Genomic DNA, 21,928 nt, shown 5'->3' with positions numbered 1-21,928 from the left:
TTTGCGAGCAGCATGAGCATTAGCGGTGCCGTCAAGATTCTTGCGCACTTTCCGATAACCCCCTAGATTTGCCCTCTGGCACGCTTACTCATCCAGCTACGCCACGTCCAGATAGCGCCGCGAGCCTCACTCGCTCTCGACGACGCACTTGAGTCGCACGATCACGAGCATAAGAACACTCTTGCCATCGGGAAAGGCGCCGCCCACGCGCGTGGGCGGGCAATTCTCGCGGTTGAGCCGCTCGATGGCGTTTTCGGTGCGCATGCGCCCCTAGTGCTTGTGCGGGCACCTCGTATACCTCAGGGTCTTGACGATACCGTCCCCAACCACCTCGGCGGCCTCTATTTGGGCAGGTCGTGTCCGCCTTCCTTACTTGAATGGAATTCCGCTGTCAAAAATTGCAAGAAATTCTACGTCACCGTCATGCTTCATCATTTCGCCGTATATTAATGTAGTAATATGGTACAAGCTGAGTACGATATTTCGTTCGCTGGACATGCCGTCGATGAGATTGCAGATCCTATCTATGGAAGCTTACGCGCAGGAAGCCGAAGCGAACGACATTGATACGTTGTGGGAAGTCGCTTTTCGGCCACCAGAATAAAAAGTGTCAGCCTCGGCTTCATCTACGTAGACCTAATTCCTCGAACTCACGGACACAGGAAAGGTGCTAATGCAACACAACCCCTCGCAAAAACCTCCCGCCTTGCTCATACGCCGCTTCGATAGAGAAGAACATGCCCGCGAAGTCAACAAGGGCGTGCTTGGATGTCGTTCTCTCCTCAGCTGCCTTTTTACCAAAACAAATGGTTCCTATCGGTTTGTTGACTATTTCGAAGAAACGTTTGCCCACGAGCTATTCGATAAGCAGACCTATTTCATCCCCCAAGCAACCTGCTTGCCGAAACCCAAACAGTTTCTGCTCCGCGCACTCTGTGACCCCACCTTACTGGGCGCTCATATGACATTCACCCATGCCGTCGATCCGGAAATCACTCCATCTTGGCTTAATGGCCAGAAAGGCGGTTATTATGCGTTTCTCACACCTCACTACGAGTACGGAGAGTATTTCATAGGCCATAACGAAGAGTACGTAATTTCCGGACAGAAGATGAACTATGTCGATAAGCCCGAAGACATAGACCCTCGAACAACGAATATTTCAAATCCTTGGACTGCTCCCGCACTCGACGATTTATTAACAGGAGGTGTCCCCACAAGTGAAGCAGGACAACTCGCTCGACGCTATACTCTCCTCTTTGCCGCACTGTTCAATCGAGTGCTGGGTGTAGGAACCTCCTACATAGAAAACGAATTCCGAATTTTGCGCTGGGACCGACGGCACAGCCTACGGGGGATTAGCCAATCGGAGTCACGCACCCTCTTTCACAAGCTCGTAGTTGACGGAAAAACCTATCTTGTAAAACCGTCTTTTCTATTCCAACCCACCCTACCACTCTGTGGCCCCTGGAATCAGCTCGTGACGTACCCTGAACAAGATCCGTCTTGTACAGTCAACCTGATAGAACTACTAAGCTCCAGTGATGACGCCCACCCATACTTGGCTTTCGAATATATCGACCTCAACTTGATTGCGGAAAACTGGGGATACATTGGTAACTTAGATGAATGCCGCGCGTTTGTTGCTTCATGGCTCAAAGGCAAACGCCAAAGAAAGGAAACTGCCAATTTTCATAAACATCATGGTCCGTGGCCGCAGACATTAATTAGAAAAATAAGAAGCTCTGATGAGGTCGCTCAGGTTGTGCCATCCGAAGACCCCGGATACTACAAGACCATATCAAACGCAGAAAACTTCATAATGACTCGTTGAATGCAGGTAACAGTCACCCATCACTAATCAAGATACGAGCCTAACCCCACGGACATGTCTGCGATTCAAATACCTAAACTCCAGCTTAACGCTTCTCATTCAGGCATTTATCCGAAGACATTTGATTACCTCAGGCCAACTTTAAGTGTGCTTCGTTCGCCATATAACAGTTTTCTGCCATCAGGATTGCAGTGAGCACCTCAAAGGCGCCCACTCTGCAAGCGGGCCATCGACAGCGAGCGCGGCAGGAAGCCCTTCGCACCGGCGGGTGCTCATAGTCCACTGCTAGAACGAGAGAATTAGGTTAGACGAGTTCACGAGAACAGCCTACTGCCCCTGCTCGCGGTACCGGGCCTCAGTCGCCTCCTTGGCGGGACGCCACCAGGACTCGTGGTCGCGGTACCACTGAATCGTCTGGACGAGGCCCGCGTCGAAGTCGGCATGAGCGGGTCTCCAGCCCAGCTCGCGTCGGAGCTTCATGGGGTCGATCGCGTAGCGGCGGTCGTGGCCGGGGCGGTCGCGCACCCAGTCGAAGTCGTCCTCGGGCAGGCCCATGGCCCGCAGGATCGCGCGGAGCACGTCGATGTTCGAGCGCTCGCCGTCGGCGCCGATCAGGTAGGTCTCGCCGATGCGGCCGCGCGTGAGGATCTCCCACACCGCGGAGCTGTGGTCGTCCACGTGAATCCAGTCGCGCACGTTGCGCCCGTCGCCATAGAGCACGGGCCGCATGCCGCACAGGATGTTGGTGATCTGCCGCGGGATGAACTTCTCCACGTGCTGGTAGGGCCCGTAGTTGTTGGAGCAGTTGGAGATGGTGGCGGCGATGCCGTAGGTGCGAACCCAGGCGCGCACGAGCATGTCCGAAGCAGCCTTGGTGCTTGAGTAGGGCGAGCTCGGCCGGTATGGGGACTCCTCGGTGAAGCGGGCGCGGTCGTCGAGCGCGAGGTCGCCGTAGACCTCATCGGTCGAGATGTGGTGGTAGCGCACGCCGTGCTTGCGGCACGCCTCGATAAGGGTGAAGGTGCCGTGCACGTTGGTGCGCACGAAGGGCTCCGGGTCGGCGATGGAGTTATCGTTGTGCGACTCTGCGGCGTAGTGCACCACGGCGTCGGTGCTGGCAACCAACCGGTCCACGAGCGCGGCGTCGCAGATGTCGCCCACCACGAGCTCGACGCGGTCGGCGGGCAGGCCTGCGATGTTGGCGGGATTGCCGGCGTAGGTAAGCTTGTCGAGCACGGTCACGTGCACGCCGGGGTGCTCACGCACCACCCAGCGCACGAAGTTGGACCCGATGAAGCCGCAGCCGCCGGTGACGAGGATGTTGTTAGGTTCGAAGGCCTCAGACATGAAAACCCCCTCGCGGAAATGAACCTGACGATGCAGCGTCGGAAGCCGTGCATCTCTCCGATACGATACGCTTTTCCTACGCAACGCGGAATCGTCAAATCACCCCACTTCAGAAGACATTGCCAACCGGCCCCACTCTCCGGTATCACGCTCCGATGCCACGTCAGCCTCGCCTTCCATGCGATTCCGCATCGCACGGCTGAGCAGCCTGCGCCGAGGCCCATGCACTCGCCCACGGGCAAACCCTACGATAGGCAGAGCACCTTGAACAGGTCTCCCAGGTTCGTTCCGAGAATGTGCTCGCAATCGACATCGAACCGAACATCCTTGAGTTTGATGTCAATCTTGGAGCGACTCACCTCGATCTCATTCGTCAGAACGAGTTTCCGATCCCGCATTCGCTCCGCGATATGAACGTGATCGCGGTCCCCGGCGTGCGCCTTCTCCCAGATCCGATCATCAGCCTTGCAATCATCGAGGTTGCGATATCCCCAGTTCGCAAGGAGAAATGACACAGCGCTGGACTCGTTATAGTTTGTATCGTGAAAACACAATGCATGCTCGAAGCTCGCATTGCTCACGACCAGGATGCACGGAACCGCTTTCCTCATACTCGCCTTGGAATACGCGACGAGCTGATTGAAAATCGCATCCTCTCCCTGAACGCCCCTATAGCGGTCGAAATCCAGAAGCACGACACGCGCGACGCAGTTCGAGTCGGGCTCCTTCTTGAGCATGTTCAGAATCGCTCCATACCCGCCGCCTTTGATGTCGACCGGTTTGATCTTCACGCGTGCACTAAGGTCGAGCGTACGCGCCCACTGCCTCAAGCCGTCGATGTAGTGCTTCTCGGTCTTTCCCTCGCAATAGACAAGAACCTCTCGAATCAGCTGACGTTTGGCACGCTTTTTAGGCATTGACGGTCCCTCCCAGCATGCCCTTGAGGTAGAACTTGTACAGCTCCTCCTTCACGTCGTAGCGGATCTCGTCGAAGTCCGCCACCGAGTACAGGGACGATTCCAACGTTTCGGAATCCTTCGAGACGATGTAGATCTGCTCCTTCATATACGTGCGAAGCGTCAGGTTGAAGATGTTGTGCGTCGTGAAGATGAACTGCCCGTGATGGTCGGAGCCGTTGATGAAAGCGATCACCTTGTCGGAGAGCATGGGGTTGATAAGGCTGTCCACCTCATCGGCCACCACGGTCTTGCCCTGGTACACCACCTGATAGATGTAGACAGACCAGGCCAGGAACTGACGAACGCCCGCCGAGTCATCCTTCACCTGACGATTGAAGCGCTTTCCGGAAGCGTTCTCCCGAACGACGACCGACTCCATGAACGGGCGCTCCCGATCCGGGATGACCTCAACGATGCTCCCATCGATCAGCTGGACGATGGAGAGATACTCCTCTGAGGCCATCAGCGAGAACAGGTCGTCGGGTTCGACCCGCATATCCGCAAGGCGCCCGGATGGTCCGTATGCCACCACAAGGTCGTCCACAATCCAATCGACGACGCGGCGACAATGAAGCTCCCCTATGGCAGAGAGCCAGGAGAGTATTGGACGGCGGCCGGGACCTTGGACGTCATACAGACGCTCCATCTCCTCTATGGAAAGCGGGCCATCGCCATTTACTATTTCAATCGAATAATCAAGGCAGCCCGAGTTCGAAGAGCCCGCGCCCTTGTCGCAATCCGAAGCGGCATCGCATGAAGCGCACGTACGAACACGCGTGCGCATTTGCTCGAACACCGTATTGCTCTGCCCGGTGCGCTTTTTACGGTATGAGAGTTTTTCTTCAAGCACCCCAAGTCCATCGATCTTGAGGAAATAGGAATAGGTCGCATCGTCTAGCGCGACCTCGATCGAGAACGCCTGCGTCGTGTTCGATTTCTCGAGCGAAGCGGTCTTCGAGCCGTCATCCGCGAGCACGAGATTCGAAGAATTGACCGTATTGGTATAGCTATGGCACTCGACATCCATGCGCACGAACAGATCGCGCAGAAACCCGAGGCTCTCGACGAAATTCGACTTACCGCCTGCGTTTTCCCCGACGATCACCAGGTCCTTAAGGACCTTCTCGCCGGTTCCAAGCGTGACATAGCTGTTCGGGAAGCGATTGATGGCTTTGGTCTTGGTGGGGCGCAATTCAAGGAAGGCCTCGTCTTTGAACGAGCGGAAGTTGTCGACGGAGTATTCCAGCAGCATGACGACCGACCTCTCCTGTAGGTACCCTGATGTTACCATCAAACCAGATTTCTGGTTTGATGGTAACATCAGGGTACCTACACCTCAAGATGCCGCAGCGCAATCGTATAGATAAGCAGGCAAAAACAACAAAGGGTGCGGCGTCCATTAGAACGGACACCGCACCCCTGTTCTTCACTCAGAGATGTATCGAACGGCTCGTTCAGCCTGCCGTTAATCGTGTAAACGAGCATGCATAGCAAGCAAATGGCCCGCTGCGCCCACATCCCGCTAAACGCGTCAGTCCCTCCGGAACAGGTCGCGGGTGTAGACCTTGCCCGCCACGTCGGCCAGCTCGTCGCTCCAGCGGTTGGCGACGATGAGGTCGCAGCGGGACTTGAACGCCTCGAGGTCGCGCGTGACCTCGGAGCCGAAGAACTCGGGCGCGTCGAGCGCCGGCTCGTACACGAGCACGGGAACGCCCCTGGCCTTGACGCGCTTCATGATGCCCTGGACGCTGGATGCGCGGAAGTTGTCCGAGCCCGACTTCATGGTGAGGCGGTAGACGCCCACGGTGGGCGCGGGGGCGCCGGCGTACACCAGGTCGTTCACGCGGCGCAGGACCTCGTCGGCGATGTGGTCCTTCCTCGTGCGGTTGGACTCCACGATGGCCGAGATCAGGTTCTGGGGGACGTCGCGGTAGTTAGCCAGCAGCTGCTTGGTGTCCTTGGGCAGGCAATAGCCCCCGTAGCCGAAGCTGGGGTTGTTGTAGTGCGAGCCGATCCTGGGCTCCAGGCACACGCCGCGGACGACCGACGCGGTGTCGAGGCCGCGCACCTCGCAGTAGGTGTCCAGCTCGTTGAAGTAGGAGACGCGCAGGGCCAGGTAGGTGTTGGCGAACAGCTTCACCGCCTCGGCCTCGGTGGGGCCGAGCACGAGCGTCGGGATCCCGACCGTGCCGTCGGCGTTCGCCCGCGCGCGCTCGGCGGGGTCCGCCCCCTCCTCGAGCAGCGCGGCGAAGCGCCCCGCCGCCGCGACCGCGTCCGGGTCGTCGGCCGGCGCGCCGACGACGATGCGGCTGGGGTGCAGGTTGTCGTAGAGGGCGTGGCCCTCGCGCAGGAACTCGGGGGAGAAGATGATGCGGTCGTCGCCGCGCTCGGCGCGCACACGCTCGGTGTAGCCCACCGGCACCGTGGACTTGACGACGATCCAGGCGCCCGGGTTCACGGCGCGCACCGCGTCCATGGCGGCCTCGACGGCGGAGGTGTCGAAGAAGTTGCGCTCCGGGTCGTAGTTGGTGGGCGTGGCCACCACGACGTACTCCGCGCCCGCGTAGGCCTCCCCCGGGTCGGTCGTGGCGGAGAGGGACAGCGGGCGCTCCCCCGACGCGGCCCCGGCGAGGGACCGCTCGATCTCGGCGTCCCGGATGGGGCTCTCCCACCGGTTCAGCATCCCCACCTTCCCGGGGACGATGTCCAGCGCGCTCACCTCGTGGTGCCGGGCGAGCAGGACGGCTACGGACAGGCCGACGTAGCCCGTCCCGGCGACTGCGATCTTCATTCCGATTCTCCAATTGTCAAAGTGCCGATAGGACCCCCGGCGGGCCGCCGGGGAATGCGATGCGGGCTACTGCGGCCCGCGGTACCCCCTGTACCACCTCGCGAACTCCCTCAGGCCGTCCTCCAACTTGGTCTGCGGCCGGTAGCCGAGGTCGCGCTCGAGCGCCGAGGTGTCCGCGTAGGTGACCGGGACGTCGCCCGGCTGCATGGGCACGAGCTCGCGGTGCGCCCCGAAGTCGTACCCCTCGGGCAGCACGCCCTCCTCCACGAGTACGCGCTGCAGGGTGCCCACGAAGTCGAGCAGCTGCACGGGATCCGAGTTGCCGATGTTGTAGACGCGGTGGGCGGCCGTGGGCAGGCCGTCGGCGCCCTCGCGGACCTCGGGCGGGTTCGCCATCACGCGGACGACGCCCTCGACGATGTCGTCGACGTAGGTGAAGTCGCGCCGGCAGTCGCCCATGTTGTAGATCTTTATGGTGCCGCCCGCCCGGAGCGTGTCCGCGAACTTGAAGTAGGCCATGTCCGGGCGCCCCATGGGGCCGTAGACGGTGAAGAAGCGCAGGCCCGTCGCGGGGATGGAGTAGAGCTTGGAGTAGGCGTGGGCCATGAGCTCGTCGGACTTCTTGGTGGCAGCGTAGAGCGACACGGGCGAGTCCACGCGGTCCTCCTCGGAGAAGGGAACCTTCTCGTTGCCCCCGTACACCGACGAAGAGCTCGCGTACACCAGGTGCCCCACGGGGTGGTGCCGGCAGGCCTCGAGCACGTTGAAGAAGCCGACGAGGTTCGACTCGACGTAGGCCCTCGGGTTCTCGATCGAGTAGCGCACGCCCGCCTGCGCGGCGAGGTTCACCACGACGTCGAACGAGTTCTCGGCGAACAGCCGCTCGATCAGCGCCGCGTCGGCGAGGTCGCCGCGCACGAAGGTGAAGCGCCCCTCCGCATCGGCCTCCCGCAGCATCCAGAGGCGCTCCTCCTTGATGCCGGGGTCGTAGTAGCTGTTCACGTTGTCAAGGCCGACGACCTCCCAGCCCTCGCGGACGAGTCGCGCCGAAAGAAACGCCCCGATGAACCCGGCGGCACCGGTAACGAAAGCGCAGGCACTCATTTTTCAAACTCCGTTCTGAGATACACGCCATCACCCCAATAGTGCCAAGGACGATGACTGGCGGACTAATTTGCATTGAACCATCTTCTAATTATCAAGCACTTATAGCGTTCACTATGACAAACGAGAGCTAGCTATTGCGAGTCTTAAGATAGGACTTCGTTACCCCAACAAGCCTGCTAAGTAGATAGATTAGTGATGGCATCTGTATAATAACGATTGCGATAAAACAAAGAATTGACAATCTGTCCCATCCTGTTGGCCTGAGTGCAACTAGCATTGACTGGATAAATAAAATCCCCAGCGAAGGAGCAAGTCTTCTCCATCCAGCATCAAAAGATAAATACTTTTTTGAATCGACACCGCGTAAAATCAATACGAGACCTTGGCTCACCACAGATGCAAAACAAGCTCCATACAACCCATTTTGCGTGATACACAATGGAGTCATAACAGTGCAGGCCACTGCTCCGTACAGTGTCGAGCGCATAATAAAACCTGTATTCATCGTACTTGTATAGACTGTTCCAAAGAACATGCTAAGCATGCTCATTGTATTTGCCAACAAAAGCATCGGTATCATTGGCCAAGCCGAAAAGGTCTCGCCTTTGAGCAGAACAGATGCGAACCAAGGCGATAATACCGAGATTAACCCACAGAGCAGGGTTAAGCCTGCCTGAACGGCACGGAATACAGCAGAATAGAAAGAAGGTGTCTTCGAACGCCCGCTCTCTTTGTAAGCCGACAGCTGCCAAGCCTGCTGAAAAACAGAGTATGCTGTATTAATCAGACTAGGAATTTTACCGGCAGCAGAAAACAATCCAGAGGCAGCAATCCCGATCTGTCCAGTTATGAACAACCTATTAATGCTTGTTCCCATCCACCAAAACAACGAATTCGGAATCAGGGGTAGAGCATATCGAAGCAGAGGCAATAAAGTAGGCTGAAGCTCCCTACGAGATAATTCTGCAACTTCAGCTAACCCGTGAAGAGCCATATTCAGCTGTTTTCCAATGGATAAATATAATAGAACTCCAACAGAGGGTCCGATAATAATGGAGATATAATATTCAACGATATCGAACTGGCCAATCCATACAAACAAGAACGTGAAAATAAGTGTTACCAAGGATGCGACAGCTGCACAAATTGGGGTGAGCCTAATCTCTCCGACTGCACGAGCCACATTGCCGCATAACAAAAACAAGGCATTTGAAGCGTAAGCGAGCACAAACCATGCATGATATGAGCCTAAGCCGCCAAATGCATCAACATTAAAAAGCGGTCCGAGCAGAGCAACTATTAGCACTGAGAACAAAGTCATTGCTAGGGAGATACAGATATACTTATTAGTATTATCTTTATCTTCCAGAATAAACCGCAATACTGCTTCAGATATATTTAATGTTACAAGGGGAGTTAATAGTGAAATGACTGTTTGCGACATATCAGTTAACCCATAATCTGCCGCCGACATAGATGACGTATATAAAGGTACAAGGATGAACGATATTAGTTTTGTCGCAAATGTATTTAGAAGAAAATATAATGTATTAACAAATAGTTCTTTATATTTGTTCATGTTTATAAGCTCTAATCAACGATGACTAATATCTCGCCCAACAATATGATAACGCGACAAGGCGGCAAGAGCGGCACCTTGACCAAATGAATAGTGGCCGTATTGTTGAGGATATAGCCCGATTCCGATGCACTCTGCTTGAGCCCCTTGCACTCTTCCCATTTCGTCCATGCTCTTCATCAGGCCACACTTTGCCTTCGAAAGGAAAGTTTGATCGATATACCCCGACTCAATTGCCGCATACATAATCATTGCAGTAGCCGACGTATCCGTAGGCCCCTCAACGGTTGACAAGCACCAAGGGATTAAGCCGTCACCCCTCTGGCATTCAGCGGCTAAATCGAACAAAGGAACTGCATAATCGCGCAACTCCGGGTATTGACTAGCCCCCATTAACAGCCATCCCACAGCTCTGCCCCATCCAACAATACCAAGTTTCTCAACCCGCGTATTGTTATCTATACACCTGTAGGCGTGATAGGGCAGTTTTGACTTATAATCCGATGCAATATCTAGATACCGACGAATCTGTTTCATGCCGAGTTGATATGCCTCATGATCCCCCATTAACCGAGAATACTCGGATAGAAACATTGCGGTTTGACCTGCTCCATCAGCGAAAACACATTTTGTTGACTGATATTCAAAAGCACCACCAATATCTGAAGGAAGGCCTGCAATATAATCGTATATGGCTTCAATTCCCTTGAGATATTTTGTATCACCCGTGAGGTAAAACAACTTGATCAATGCTTTACCAGCGACTGCGTCATCTATTTTTTTGACGGAATGGCCTTTCTTTTCTAGCCACTTATCAAAGTAGGCCTGCAATGCGGATAACGCATTACCACCTATATTTGTGGAGAACTCACTTGGCAGACCTCTAGTTCCTTCCTCCCAATTTATAAACTCCGATAGGCCGAGAGAAAGTAGACCCTTAGGCCAAAATAGATAGTCATACACGACCGGTTGCTTACCAATTGCTCTTCTCGCAACATTTCCAATACGATCAACCAGCGATAATCCCTGGTTCTCTCCAAGTAGTTTTACGCAAACGCTTGCCATAAGGTTCAATGGTTCACTTACCATAACTAATATCCAATTGCTTCGAGATTCTATATCAGAATGAGAATTAGTATTGATACTTGACCCAGCAATATAAACTGAAACAATAATCTTATGCCTGAATCAAACTTCCCGTAAACGCTAGATTTCATCCAATTCTAGGCAGGACGAGAGATATGCCATGAATTTGTGACGTTCAAGCTCAATTCGATTTGAAGTGTCTACATAGTCTCCCGCATAAGCATAATCAAACTCCGCGGAACCAAAAATCTTATTTCTGATATCCAGCATCATAGATAAGGTATCCAATCGAGAGAACATATCTGCTCCTCCATCTCGTTTAACAACAGTAAGAGGCTTTTGAAAGATTGCAGCGAATACCGCTGCATGAAAAGAATCCGTAACCACATGTTTTGCATTTTCAATAAGTGAGACGAACTCTGCAGGACCTGCAGGCAATTCTCTAATTGTCGCTCGATCTGAAAGCGAAATAACTGGAATAATACCTCTCCTTGTAACGGTTTCTAGTACATTTGCAATTGAGCCTGTGTCGCCAAGCACATATGCAAATACATAAGGCTCGCTGGGAGTTAATCTATTATTTGATAAAGCATCCCATTCATCGCTGGAAACCGTCAGGGTTGGATCACACAAAACAGTAGCATTCCTGCCCGCACATTTGGCTATCAACTCTGCTCCTCTATGTTCTCTAATTGACAAGCGAGGAAAATCTCTAATTCCGTCCGAAAGGGATTTACATTGGGCTGGATTCAAATCATCGAGACCTATGCTCGGAGATAATGCAATCCTCTGTTTAGGTTTACAAAATTGTAGATAGAACCATTTTTCCATACCTTTTATATATCTTGGATTCCATACTTGGTCACTTCCAACAGAGAAATAGCGATACTCCCTATCTAGACCATTAACACTGTCAACAATTCGAGTTGGAATGTTGCTAGAAAAGCTGTGGAAAGCATCCAATCTAGCCTTATTATTAGTAACTTCACCTGCGTGTTTTATCGCAAGAAAATGATTTTTCACAAACGACTTCAGTTGCTGAAGCATTGATCCTCTGGTCAATACTAGCGATTCGGCAGAATAGCCTAAAGCGTTAATTGACTTTACCGTAGCATAGTTTTGCAGACGATTCCCGTAGTTGTTTTGACCATATAATGTAACAATGCCCACCTTATTCCTGGTCATCGACTTACCCCCTATGTTGGCCTAGATCAATGTATCGAAATGCTTCTACCGAAATAAAAAGGTTTGATAGGGAACTACCTCATCAATCCCCAAAACCCAATAACGAAGATAGCAAGATGTTAATAGTAGAATCCAATATAAATAAACAACGGGCCAGCCGTTTTTATCCTTATTCCAAATATCGAGAACAGATGGATTCAGGTCAATCATCGCGATGCTAAACAATCCGACAAAACGAGAAAAAATAAACTGCTGAGAAGAAAGAACGCAGAATAGAAATGCAATGACCAGCATCCAAACGCGTAAGTTAAATAAATCAGCGCTTTCATCCTTAGGAGATGTCGGCAGCGCACGATAGCAAAGAGCCAGGCTGAATAAGATGAGTGCCGTATCAGCTAGTGATATATTTCCTCCTAGGAATTTATCATAGTCAAGATAATAGCTGTACTCAGTAAATTGGGCTAAAGCAAATATTGCTCCCGCCGCGCACAGCCCAATTACGCAACAGGCCACAAGCAATCCGAGTAATCGCTTTCTCGTCAACATAATAAATCTGCACGGGATCAAGATAACAGCAACTGCTGCAGAAGAATGAAACAAAAATGCAATAATAAGTATAATTAGATAGCGCCCAATCTTTTTATTGTCTAAGTAGGTTAATCCAAAGAAGACGAGTGAGATTGCGATGGCCTGTCTAATTCCATTAAAGGCTGTGAAATAAAACCCGCACAGGAGGTAAACTGCAATCGACTGGGCGTGATATGTAGATCTATTCCAAATCGCATATGCGAAGCAACCGACGATAAAGAACGAAGAAGAGAGAATAAAAGAATCGAACCCCACACCATTCTGAACAAATAGATCTCGGATGACATTCAGAAGCAGGCCTCTGAACTCGTCTCCTCCCCATGTAAATGCGGACATATACTGAAAGTAATCGGTACCAATCCCATAACGAAACCCCATAATAAGAGCAAGTAGTAATGCGGCGAAGAAATAAAGCATGACCGATATTCTGCGCTCTAAATCAGACTTCAGGTTTATGCTGTTGTCTGACAGCTTTACAAGCAAAACGGCCAGAGCAAAACTTGTAACGTATATCACTTTTCTACCCTTTGAATACGCAGAGCGCGCTCACCAATCACCTTGAATCCTCTCCACCCCAGCAGTGAGCATATCGCCGCTACTCTATATTTAGCGCTAGCGTGATTGTCAAAAATGGTCGAAAAGCGCGTCTTCTTGATTGTGTCCCACAGTTCCCTACTTTCAGAGTTTGAGTCAATTCTCCAAAGCAGATTCGAAGCATAGCAAAACAACGAAAAGGAAATTGCTTTCGCGGAAATGAGGGAACGCCTCGAGACATCAGACAGAATAGCTCGATAACCCGAAAGCAGCCCCTGCTCAAAGTTCGGAGAATATGTATGAGTAAGTGACTCGTCCCTCTGGCGATACCAGTAAAGTGGCTTACGCAGCAGAGCGCATTTTTTCGCATTTGATAAAGCCGAAAGATTGAAGCAGGCATCTTCGTAAACCCGAATTGGCGGAAATGAAAGACCTCTAAGTAAATCAGTTCTATAAAGGTTTCCGCAAACACCTTCGTGTTCCATTTTGTATAAAATCGATTCGATAGCCGTACCCGCCGCAACAACAGTCACTAGCCCCTCCCAATCAACTTGCGTCGACAAGTCAGGCTCTTGGATATTGGAAATGAATCTTTGATGCTTTCCTATAGCAATGTCCGCATTGCAATCCGTAGAGATAGATACGAGCACCTCAATCGCAAACTGATTCAAAAGATCATCACTGTCAACGAAGGTGACGTAATCACCCGTCACCATTTCAAGGCCTGCATTTCGAGCGGCACCTGCGCCACCGTTATCTCTTCTTTTTAGATTCACTCTAGAATCCGTAGCAATGTAATCCTCGACAACTTCCGCTGTCTTATCCGAGGAGCCGTCATCTATGACTAGTATTTCAAGTTTATTATATGTCTGATTAATTAGGCTCTTTAATGTGCTGCCAATAGTTGTTTCTGCATTATACGCAGGGATTATGACTGAAACTAAGGGAACGCTTTCACTCACCATTGAGCTCTTCCATTGTCTGAACTGTTGATATTATTTTCGCGACATAAAAAATGGAGCTAATGCAATTTACATAAGCTATAGCTTATTGATTAGGTATATCGGTTCTTATCCACTCGATTTGCCGTCTGCGAGAGCTTCAATCCAATTTGGATGGGGCGTAATTTTCCACGACGCAGGCAAGTCAATGTGCGAAAGAAAAGCTGATTCACCCACCGAACCCAGTGCAACAACCGGCTCCTCATAGGCCAGCGACGTCAAACCAGAGCATACATTTCGCATTAACGGAATTGCTTCCAAGGGAAAGCCCATCATCTTACAAAGAACCGCGTCAACCTCCTGCAAACTTTCACCCGTTACGATTGCACCCACTTTCTTCGGATCGGGACGTAGGGGACCGTTCCCCTCGCCAACAACAACCATATCGGCCACTGTGAGGAAACGTCGACAGGGCGACGCTGTAACGACACCTTCTTTGTCCGCATAGGTCATAATGTGCACAAGATCGACCACGGTACGCCAAATGGTATCGTTACCGTACCAAGAACCCAATAAAAAAGAATCAGGGGCAAAGCGTTTAGACAGGACACAGAATAAGCCGGCCCATAGCCAGACAAGCGTTGCTCGAATTATCTTTCCATCATGTTCATAATAAGTCTTTTTGTTAAGACCCCAATCGGCACAACGTTTCATCCAGCTAGCTTCACGATAGGAATCTCCTCCTGAAATAGAATCACCACTCATTCGATGAGGTAGCGTTTCCTTATCGCACGCGATTCCAATGAGGTTCTTCATGGCCCCGGTCATTCCTGCCAACCTATGGCTCTTTGGCTTGGGAAGGTTTATGACTAAATCGGCATCAAGCGCTGCTTTAGAAATCGAATAGACGTGCCTTCCTGCCGAATGGTAGGCTGTTGTGATCCGACGATCGTAGTTCGCAACTTGTACATAATGCCCGTTTAGATCATCACGTTGCGCAGAATTCTCTCCAAGATCAATCTCAACGCCCTCATTCACTGAAACACGGCCATCAATGACTCGCATACGGTTCATATGGGATCGATATGCTCGAAAATCCTCGAACGAGATATTCTGATATCCGAGACCTTTATAGAATTGTAGCAGCCTAGGATAGCCCATCACATCAAAGAGGGCATCAAGGTTGCAGTCCTGCACCGGGGCATCTCCAATTACGATACGCCCCTTGCCCTTAAGAGCAATTAAACAATAATCGCAAACCGCTCGAATAATAGAGGGATGGGTAACCAAGCATTCCATCCCACTCTGACTACCCGGATGAGCCCTATTCACATCGATGACCCAATTAGGTTTTATAAGAATTGTCTGCCCCGGTTTCACCAAGTCGCCAATCGGATTCCAGCATGGCGCTCCATAGTTTATCGAATCAAGTCCGAGTCCCTTTAAACTCGCTCGCACCATTCGGTACACATCATTTTTCTGACTCAACGCACCGTGAAAAGGATACTCGGGATACGCCTCATCAGGATTCCAATCCGAGGGATAGAGCGCATCGTCCATCTGCTCTATATGCACCAGCCCCATCAACCATCCCTCCCATCCAACTTGACAGTAGAGCCAATATCGAAATCAAACGAGTCGGGATCATACGAGAAGTAACCGCTCCCATCAAAAAAAGTAAGCTCTCCAAACCTGACGCCGCCCTGCTCTCCCAAATCGTAAAGATCAACTCGGACCGATGGAAAGGGGGCAGAGAGCACTTTTGCTATTTCAAGCATCAACTGATAGTTTGGAGGAATTGGAATGCGCCGCTCCAAGCGATTCTCGTCCACACGATATGCATCGACCTTGCGAAAACCCTCAGCTTCATATATGCCAAGGGAGACACTCTTTCCTAGAACGCGATCAGCCAAGACGTACAAAAACGAAGGCTCTCCATAAGAGCAAAAGAACTTGTACTCCATCAGAGAGGAACCATCGTCCGCCTCAATATATGACTCACAGAGGATACGCGAGGACCCTGAGGTGTCATACACCCACTCCCGACCTGGATGCCGCCTATGAGTTCCAGATGTAACCCAGCGACTCATCTGCTCGCACGCCTCTGTTTTTCGGAAAGATCTTTTATCAGAGCAAATAATCACGTCATTACCACCGCCGCCGAGGGAATCTTTAAGTACAAACCGCTCGGGGAGCGCGTCGAAATCAATCTCTTGCGGTGAGTCATACACACCAAGCAATGGAACGAGAATATATTCAAGACCGCAGGAAGCAACGTACGAGCGCACATCCACCTTGTTTGCACACTGTTGCATCAAAGAATTGCGGTAGTTCAGCTTGAGCCACTGAAGCTTTTCTGTGAAACGCTGAGGGTTTTTGAGATCGGGCCGTCTTCCGGTCTTCATGCGATATTGCAGGGAGACCATAATTCTATCCGGCACCCAATCAAATAGTCGCAATAAATGTTGCCTTGCCCTGCGGCTTTTGATGATACGTTTATAATTAAAGAGCATGTATCAGATTCCCATCGTCCGACAGACTGTCTCGTTAACAGCTCGTACGTCGAAAACCTCTTCGGCCATGCGTCGGCTTGACCATCCTGTTCGTTCGATAAGTTCGTGCTCTTCAAGCAGACGATTCATTACGCGAACGATGGCCTCTGGGCTTTGCGGCGGCACGAGAAATCCGTTCCCACCGTCGCGAACCACCTCACGACAACCAACAGCGTCCGCAACAATAAGAGGCCTGCCGGTTGCCAGAGCCTCAAGTGCGCTTTTCGGCGTGCCTTCCCCGTAATAGCTTGGTAAAACGAAAACCGAAGCGTTCTTTAAAAACGGGCGAACATCCTTCTGCTCGCCATAATAGACAACGGTTCCATCATCGATATACGGCTGGATGTCTTCGGGTTTGAGCCCAGTGGGATTAGTGTCATAAGGTCCGACAAGATCAAATCTCACTTCAGGGTGCTTGCTTTTCACAATTCGAGCAGCGTCGAGGTAGTCGAGAACGCCCTTTCCCCTCACAAGCCTCCCGATGAAAATAAAAGATATCTGATCGGGCAGCGGTTCATGCCTAAACTGTTCGAGATTCACACCGGACCCGTTAATTCGAATCACTTGCTCGTCCTTCACAGCGCCCAAACTGACAAGAAGCTGCGAATCTTCATCATTTTGAAAGAAGATCCGTTTTGCATGCTTCAACGAAGCCCGATACTCCGCCGAAACAAATAATCGCGTCAAACGAGACTTTATATCATCCCCATGGAAAACAGACCCAAGTCCGCCCATCATGACGTATATGTCGCGAATCCCTAACCTGTGAGCTGCAATGCAACCGTACACATTTGCCTTTACAAAATTGGTAAGCACTTTGTCTGGACGTTCTTCCGTAAGAATGCGTTTCAGAGCGCGATATGTCTTTATGTCGTGCAAAGGGTTAAGGCCGTTTCTCGACACAGGATACGTGCGATAACGAACGCCTAAGTCTTGGAAATACGGCTTCCATTTCGGGTCATCTTCGTTTCCAAGAACAATGACCTCATCGGCACGTTTGCTGAATTCTCGAAGCATGTCCTCTCGAAACCACGGAATCGTAAACGTGGCCGCAGTAATGAACATCACCTTCACGACGCATCACCCAATCCGTCGCAGTAGCGCTCGATGGATTCCGGAAACGAAAACTCGCAATAATCGAATCCACACTCAGACAGCGCCATGTCGTAGTACAGGCTTCCAAACGCTTTGCGCGCGGCGCCCACATGCCTGCAAGCGAACTTGGCAAGCGGGTTCAATAGTCCTGTCAGGTGAACGTGCCGTCCCTGCGCGCGCGCAAGCTCGGAAACGGCATGTGAGGTGGGCATATACTCCCTGTTCTGCGGCCAAAACATACCAGACATCCCGTGGTCGATGATTTGGACGATGAATTCAGCGAGGTTCTCAACATACAGCACCGATCTGCGGTTCTCCAAAGAGGGAAACACCGGGAACTTCCGGGCAATCTTCGCAAGTTGGGGAAAGTTCCCCTTGCAGCCGGGCCCGTAAATCATCGGACAGCGCAGTACAGCGACCTTGAAATCCTCGGAGGCGAGCCTCTCAAGCCCCTTCTCAGCTTCGAGCTTGCTGCGACCATAGAAGTTCGCAGGATTCGCGGGCGTGTCGGCGGTAATAGGACCGGCATCGAGTACATCGCTGTCCCCATAAACAATCGAGCTGCTCATGAACACAAACTGTCCAACCTCGGCGGACTTCGCGTGCCTCGCCACTTCGATGGCAAGATCGCGGTTGACCCGGTAATACAGATCCTCCATCGAGGGATCGGTGGACACGTGCGCGATTCCCGCGACATGGTATACCACGTCGAAGCCCGAGAAATCGAACTCCCGCCAAGCATCATCCTGGACGTCCAGCTCCTCGACGAAGAAACGACCGGGCTCGCGCTCGAGTCTGCGACGAACCCAACCGCCGACATAGCTTCCGGCCCCAGTTATCAGAACACGCTTCATTCGGTCTCCTCGCCCCCCTTTCCGACAGGCTCGGGCACTTCGACCTCAACGACCTCTGATCCGGAGAGCTTCGAGAACGTTCCGATAAAGCATTTGATATCGAACAAGACAGCGCGCCTACGAACGTATTCGCCATCGAGGGAGACCTTCTCCTCGATTGAGATCTCGTCGCGTCCGTTGATCTGCGCCCATCCGGTCAGCCCGGGCCGCACATCATTGGCGCCCACCTCGTCGCGCGCGGCGACCAGATTGAACTGGCTCCACAGCGCCGGGCGCGGCCCAACAACGGACATATCGCCTATAAGGATGTTCCACAGCTGAGGCAGCTCATCTAAACTGAAACGCCTGAGCACCGCGCCGATGGGGGTAAGCCAATCGTTCGCATCGATCATGTGACTGGGGAGGTCCGGGGTATCGGTCCGCATCGTACGGAATTTGTAAATGCGGAACAGCCGCTTCCCCCGTCCGACGCGCTGCTGACCGAACAGCACGGGCCCGGGACTTGTCAGTTTCACTGCAAGGGCCGTTCCCAAAATCACCGGAGATAGAACGGCAATTCCACAAGCACTTGAAACAATATCAAACGCCCGTTTGACGAATCGATACGCGAACCTACCGTGAAGGTCGAGTTCTTCATTGAGTTCCTCGGGAACATTCGTCAGCGCGTAGACCCTTGGCGCATCCTCGATGGGAACCCCAGCGGAAATCGCGTCTTCGATGCTCGAGTACATCGTCGTCTCGCCCATCGGCTACTCACCCAGATCAGGGTGGTACGTCGGCACGGCGGCGGCCAGCGCGAGCTTGACCTCGCGGTCCCCGTCGCCCAGGTGCGCCTCGAGCTCGTCGAGCTTCGCCCGGACGGTCGCGAGGTCGGGCGGCGCGGCGCGGCTCACCGTGATGTCGGCGACGTCGGTCGGGAGCGGCTCGTCCTCGTCCATGAGCAGCTCCTCGTACATCTTCTCGCCGGGTCGCAGCCCCGTCTCGACGATGTCGACGTCGCGCCCGGGCACCAGGCCGGAGAGCCTCACGAGGTTCTCCGCGAGGTCCCAGATGCGCACAGGCTCGCCCATGTCCAGTATGAAGATCTCGCCGCCGCGCGCCAGCGCGCCGGCGGTGATCACGAGCCTCGACGCCTCGGGGATCGTCATGAAGTAGCGCGTGATGCCCCGGCTGGTGACCGTGATGGGGCCGCCCTCCCTGAGCTGGCGCTTGAACAGCGGGATCACGCTGCCGTGGCTGCCGAGCACGTTGCCGAAGCGCACCGCCGCGAACACGGTCCTCGACACGCTCGCGTAGTACTGCACGATGAGCTCGCACATGCGCTTGGTCGCGCCCATCACGTTGGTGGGGTTGACCGCCTTGTCCGTGGAGATCAGGATGAAGTGGCTGCATCCGCGCTCGTGCGCCATGCGGCAGACGTTCAGGGTCCCGAACACGTTGTTCTCGACGGCCTCGCGCGGGCTGGCCTCCATGAGCGGGACGTGCTTGTGCGCCGCGGCGTGGAACACGACCTGCGGGTCGTGCTTCCCGAACAGCCTCTCGAGGGCGGGCAGGTGCGTGATGGAGCCGATCTCCACCGAGAGCCTCACGCCTTGTCGCTCGGCACTCCTCCGGAGCTCGTGGTACAGCTCGTAGGTCGTGTTCTCGTAGACGTCGAACAGCACGATCTCCGCGGGCTTGGCAGGTAGCAACTGGCGCACCAGCTCGCCGCCGATGGACCCGCCGCCGCCCGTCACGAGCACGCGCTTGCCCGTCACGTAGCCCATGCGGGAGAGGTCGAGCTCGACCTCGTCGCGGGCGAGCAGGTCCGAGATCTCCACGTCGCGCACGACCACGCGGCCGCGCTTGTCGATCGGGGTGCTGCTCAAGCTGGGCACGGTGACGGTCCTGACACCGGTCGCTATGCAGACGTCGTAGATGCGCTCGCGCTCGGCGCGCGTCGCGCTGGGGACGGCGACCACGATCTGCTCGATCGTGTGGCGGGCGACGAGGGCGGCGATGTCGTCCACCGTGCCCTCCACGCGCACGCCGTGCACGTAGCTCCCCACCTTCCTCGGGTCGTCGTCCACGATCGCGATGGGCGACCCGTGCGTGTCGGGGCTGCAGTTGAGCATCCGCTTGACCACGAGCGAGCCCGTCTCGCCCGCGCCGACGACCAGGGAGCGGGGAAGCCCCTCGGACGAGGCGCCGAACAGGCGCCAGCCCTTGCGCCCCGACGCGAGGCGCACGAGCAGGCGGCTCGAGCCGGTCAGGATGAGCAGGATGGCCCACGCGCTCACGTAGACGCCGAGCGGCATGTGGAACCCGAACAGCAGCAGGGCCGCGACGTCGCCGGCGACCGACCCGGCGAGCGTCGCCCCGACGATGCGCACCGCCTCGGTGATGCTCGCGTACTCCCACAGGTTGCTGTACATGTGCGCCGCCGCGAACACGGCGACGTCCACGGCAGCGAGGAACGCCAGCAGGAGGAAGGGCGGGAGGCCCGCGGGCGCCAGCCCGCCGGAGACGACGCCCCACGAGCTCACCAGGTAGGCGACGAAGACCGCGGCCACGTCCAGGACGGCGTAGGGCACCGCGCGCACGAGCTTGCCCTTGCAGCCTGACTTCATACGCATGACGCTACTCACCCGACCTCTTGGAAACGACCGAAATGCCAGCTTCTACACATCCGGAAGCGCACGCTTCCGCAACAGCGTCCCATTTCATATTCTCTTCAGCCATCTTCACCACATCGGACGCCTCCCGGCGCCCGACCCCGACTCGCGGCGATCACCGCTTGCTTACGATTTCCAACCCGACCTTGACGACCTTCGTCCGGCCGAACATATGCATCTCCAGAAAGGCCAGCCGCTTATGGCGGTCGATCTTCCGGATCTTCGCCTCCTGGCCCCGAAGCGGGCCCTTGACGACCTTGACCTCGTCGCCCTCGATCACGCCCTGCGAGAACTCCACCGTGTGGGTCTCCACGTTCGTGAGCGCCTGCAGCCAGGCGACCTCCTCGGCGGACAGCGGCACGTAGCGCTCGTCATGCCCGCCGATCACCCGCGCGAAGAACGGCAGCTCGCGCAGACGCTGCACCACGCGCACGATATCCGGCGTGGTCAGGAACACATACCCCGGGAAAAGCCGCCGCTGCTCGCGGTGCCACTCCCCGCGCACGCGGCGCATCGACTCGAACAGCGGGACGAAGCACTCTCCCACGAGCTCATCGCCCAGCATCTTCTGGAGCAGGTCGCACGTCGCGCGCTCGCGCCCGCCGGGTACCTGCAGCACGTACATGTTCACCAGCCGCCCGACTCCCCAAAGCGTGTTGTCCGGGCGCTCCTCATGCGCGACCGCGCGCCTCACGGAAAACCGACACGCCGAAGCGCCATGCGTTCGCCGAGGGCGGGCCCCACACGACCCTCCCTCGAACGGGCACAGCGCCACGACGGCATGCGTTCGCAGGCGCCCACGGCGCCGCGATTCGCAGCCAC

Annotated in this window: 19 protein-coding genes; 1 reads left to right on the top strand and 18 read right to left on the bottom strand. The window is 54.2% G+C overall.

The genetic code is table 11. The annotated features are described in order from the left end of the window. Positions 1-126: 126 nt before the first annotated feature. Positions 127-264 (bottom strand): hypothetical protein, encoded by a 138-nt coding sequence (locus PHA29_RS02190; RefSeq protein ID WP_270847845.1) that lies wholly within the window; start codon positions 262-264, stop codon positions 127-129. Between the two features lie 409 nt (positions 265-673). Between PHA29_RS02190 and PHA29_RS02185 the strand changes: the two genes are divergently transcribed. Further along, positions 674-1,834: a hypothetical protein gene (locus tag PHA29_RS02185; RefSeq protein WP_270847844.1), complete on the top strand. Its 1,161-nt coding sequence runs from the start codon at positions 674-676 to the stop codon at positions 1,832-1,834. Between the two features lie 327 nt (positions 1,835-2,161). Here PHA29_RS02185 and rfbB read toward each other — a convergent pair whose 3' ends face one another. The 17 genes from rfbB to loaP form a co-directional block, all read right to left on the bottom strand. Continuing rightward, positions 2,162-3,181 carry a dTDP-glucose 4,6-dehydratase gene (gene rfbB / locus PHA29_RS02180; RefSeq protein WP_270847843.1) on the bottom strand — a complete coding sequence of 340 codons (1,020 nt, stop codon included), beginning with the start codon at positions 3,179-3,181 and terminating at the stop codon, positions 2,162-2,164. A gap of 245 nt (positions 3,182-3,426) precedes the next feature. Continuing rightward, on the bottom strand, positions 3,427-4,098 hold the full coding sequence (locus PHA29_RS02175; RefSeq protein WP_270847842.1) for a hypothetical protein: 672 nt from the start codon (positions 4,096-4,098) through the stop codon (positions 3,427-3,429). Then, positions 4,091-5,392: an AAA family ATPase gene (locus PHA29_RS02170; protein ID WP_270847840.1), complete on the bottom strand. Its 1,302-nt coding sequence runs from the start codon at positions 5,390-5,392 to the stop codon at positions 4,091-4,093. The genes PHA29_RS02175 and PHA29_RS02170 overlap by 8 nt, the downstream gene beginning before the upstream one ends. A 279-nt stretch (positions 5,393-5,671) precedes the next feature. After that, the gene (locus PHA29_RS02165) at positions 5,672-6,931 is read right to left on the bottom strand and encodes a nucleotide sugar dehydrogenase (protein WP_270847839.1); all 1,260 of its coding nucleotides are present in this window, start codon (positions 6,929-6,931) and stop codon (positions 5,672-5,674) included. Between the two features lie 66 nt (positions 6,932-6,997). Further along, positions 6,998-8,035, bottom strand: coding sequence for an SDR family NAD(P)-dependent oxidoreductase (locus tag PHA29_RS02160; RefSeq protein WP_270847838.1), 1,038 nt, complete (start codon positions 8,033-8,035; stop codon positions 6,998-7,000). A 130-nt stretch (positions 8,036-8,165) separates the two neighbouring features. After that, positions 8,166-9,617, bottom strand: a complete 1,452-nt coding sequence (locus tag PHA29_RS02155; protein WP_270847836.1) for a lipopolysaccharide biosynthesis protein — start codon at positions 9,615-9,617, stop codon at positions 8,166-8,168. A 15-nt stretch (positions 9,618-9,632) separates the two neighbouring features. Continuing rightward, a complete protein-coding gene (locus PHA29_RS02150; RefSeq protein ID WP_270847834.1) occupies positions 9,633-10,706 on the bottom strand; it encodes a glycoside hydrolase family 88 protein in 1,074 nt (357 codons plus the stop codon). Positions 10,707-10,823: 117 nt separating this feature from the next. Then, positions 10,824-11,888, bottom strand: a complete 1,065-nt coding sequence (locus PHA29_RS02145) for a polysaccharide pyruvyl transferase family protein (RefSeq protein WP_270847833.1) — start codon at positions 11,886-11,888, stop codon at positions 10,824-10,826. A 45-nt stretch (positions 11,889-11,933) separates the two neighbouring features. Next, complete coding sequence (locus PHA29_RS02140; protein WP_270847832.1) at positions 11,934-12,992, bottom strand: EpsG family protein; 1,059 nt, start codon at positions 12,990-12,992, stop codon at positions 11,934-11,936. Beyond that, entirely contained in the window at positions 12,989-13,975 is a 987-nt protein-coding gene (locus PHA29_RS02135) for a glycosyltransferase family 2 protein (RefSeq protein ID WP_270847830.1), read from the bottom strand. Before PHA29_RS02135 ends, PHA29_RS02140 begins: the two co-directional genes overlap by 4 nt. 105 nt (positions 13,976-14,080) lie before the next feature. Further along, positions 14,081-15,535 (bottom strand): DUF362 domain-containing protein, encoded by a 1,455-nt coding sequence (locus tag PHA29_RS02130; protein ID WP_270847829.1) that lies wholly within the window; start codon positions 15,533-15,535, stop codon positions 14,081-14,083. Further along, entirely contained in the window at positions 15,535-16,464 is a 930-nt protein-coding gene (locus PHA29_RS02125) for an ATP-grasp fold amidoligase family protein (RefSeq protein WP_270847827.1), read from the bottom strand. Before PHA29_RS02125 ends, PHA29_RS02130 begins: the two co-directional genes overlap by 1 nt. A gap of 3 nt (positions 16,465-16,467) precedes the next feature. Continuing rightward, entirely contained in the window at positions 16,468-17,568 is a 1,101-nt protein-coding gene (locus PHA29_RS02120; protein ID WP_270847859.1) for a glycosyltransferase family 4 protein, read from the bottom strand. Positions 17,569-17,573: 5 nt separating this feature from the next. Beyond that, positions 17,574-18,452 carry an NAD-dependent epimerase/dehydratase family protein gene (locus tag PHA29_RS02115; RefSeq protein WP_270847826.1) on the bottom strand — a complete coding sequence of 293 codons (879 nt, stop codon included), beginning with the start codon at positions 18,450-18,452 and terminating at the stop codon, positions 17,574-17,576. Next, complete coding sequence (locus tag PHA29_RS02110; RefSeq protein ID WP_270847824.1) at positions 18,449-19,198, bottom strand: sugar transferase; 750 nt, start codon at positions 19,196-19,198, stop codon at positions 18,449-18,451. The genes PHA29_RS02115 and PHA29_RS02110 overlap by 4 nt, the downstream gene beginning before the upstream one ends. Before the next feature lie 3 nt (positions 19,199-19,201). Next, positions 19,202-21,067 (bottom strand): polysaccharide biosynthesis protein, encoded by a 1,866-nt coding sequence (locus PHA29_RS02105; protein ID WP_270847822.1) that lies wholly within the window; start codon positions 21,065-21,067, stop codon positions 19,202-19,204. A 154-nt stretch (positions 21,068-21,221) separates the two neighbouring features. Further along, the gene (loaP, locus tag PHA29_RS02100) at positions 21,222-21,731 is read right to left on the bottom strand and encodes an antiterminator LoaP (protein WP_270573807.1); all 510 of its coding nucleotides are present in this window, start codon (positions 21,729-21,731) and stop codon (positions 21,222-21,224) included. Between the last annotated feature and the right edge of the window lie 197 nt (positions 21,732-21,928).

Origin of the sequence: Candidatus Collinsella stercoripullorum (assembly GCF_027669965.1) — a bacterium.
Taxonomy (GTDB): Bacteria; Actinomycetota; Coriobacteriia; order Coriobacteriales; family Coriobacteriaceae; genus Collinsella; species Collinsella stercoripullorum.
Note: the sequence above shows the minus strand (reverse complement) of the source record. Positions and strands in the feature narration are given on the sequence as shown.

Coding starts and splice junctions, on each gene's coding strand:
- PHA29_RS02185 (WP_270847844.1), top strand. CDS start 674: ATGCAACACAACCCCTCGCAAAAACCTCCCGCCTTGCTCATACGCCGC.
- PHA29_RS02135 (WP_270847830.1), bottom strand. CDS start 13,975: ATGGTGAGTGAAAGCGTTCCCTTAGTTTCAGTCATAATCCCTGCGTAT.
- PHA29_RS02155 (WP_270847836.1), bottom strand. CDS start 9,617: ATGAACAAATATAAAGAACTATTTGTTAATACATTATATTTTCTTCTA.
- PHA29_RS02125 (WP_270847827.1), bottom strand. CDS start 16,464: ATGCTCTTTAATTATAAACGTATCATCAAAAGCCGCAGGGCAAGGCAA.
- PHA29_RS02160 (WP_270847838.1), bottom strand. CDS start 8,035: ATGAGTGCCTGCGCTTTCGTTACCGGTGCCGCCGGGTTCATCGGGGCG.
- PHA29_RS02190 (WP_270847845.1), bottom strand. CDS start 264: ATGCGCACCGAAAACGCCATCGAGCGGCTCAACCGCGAGAATTGCCCG.
- rfbB (WP_270847843.1), bottom strand. CDS start 3,181: ATGTCTGAGGCCTTCGAACCTAACAACATCCTCGTCACCGGCGGCTGC.
- PHA29_RS02110 (WP_270847824.1), bottom strand. CDS start 19,198: ATGGGCGAGACGACGATGTACTCGAGCATCGAAGACGCGATTTCCGCT.
- loaP (WP_270573807.1), bottom strand. CDS start 21,731: ATGTACGTGCTGCAGGTACCCGGCGGGCGCGAGCGCGCGACGTGCGAC.
- PHA29_RS02115 (WP_270847826.1), bottom strand. CDS start 18,452: ATGAAGCGTGTTCTGATAACTGGGGCCGGAAGCTATGTCGGCGGTTGG.
- PHA29_RS02120 (WP_270847859.1), bottom strand. CDS start 17,568: ATGTTCATTACTGCGGCCACGTTTACGATTCCGTGGTTTCGAGAGGAC.
- PHA29_RS02145 (WP_270847833.1), bottom strand. CDS start 11,888: ATGACCAGGAATAAGGTGGGCATTGTTACATTATATGGTCAAAACAAC.
- PHA29_RS02150 (WP_270847834.1), bottom strand. CDS start 10,706: ATGGTAAGTGAACCATTGAACCTTATGGCAAGCGTTTGCGTAAAACTA.
- PHA29_RS02170 (WP_270847840.1), bottom strand. CDS start 5,392: ATGCTGCTGGAATACTCCGTCGACAACTTCCGCTCGTTCAAAGACGAG.
- PHA29_RS02175 (WP_270847842.1), bottom strand. CDS start 4,098: ATGCCTAAAAAGCGTGCCAAACGTCAGCTGATTCGAGAGGTTCTTGTC.
- PHA29_RS02130 (WP_270847829.1), bottom strand. CDS start 15,535: ATGGGGCTGGTGCATATAGAGCAGATGGACGATGCGCTCTATCCCTCG.
- PHA29_RS02165 (WP_270847839.1), bottom strand. CDS start 6,931: ATGAAGATCGCAGTCGCCGGGACGGGCTACGTCGGCCTGTCCGTAGCC.
- PHA29_RS02105 (WP_270847822.1), bottom strand. CDS start 21,067: ATGCGTATGAAGTCAGGCTGCAAGGGCAAGCTCGTGCGCGCGGTGCCC.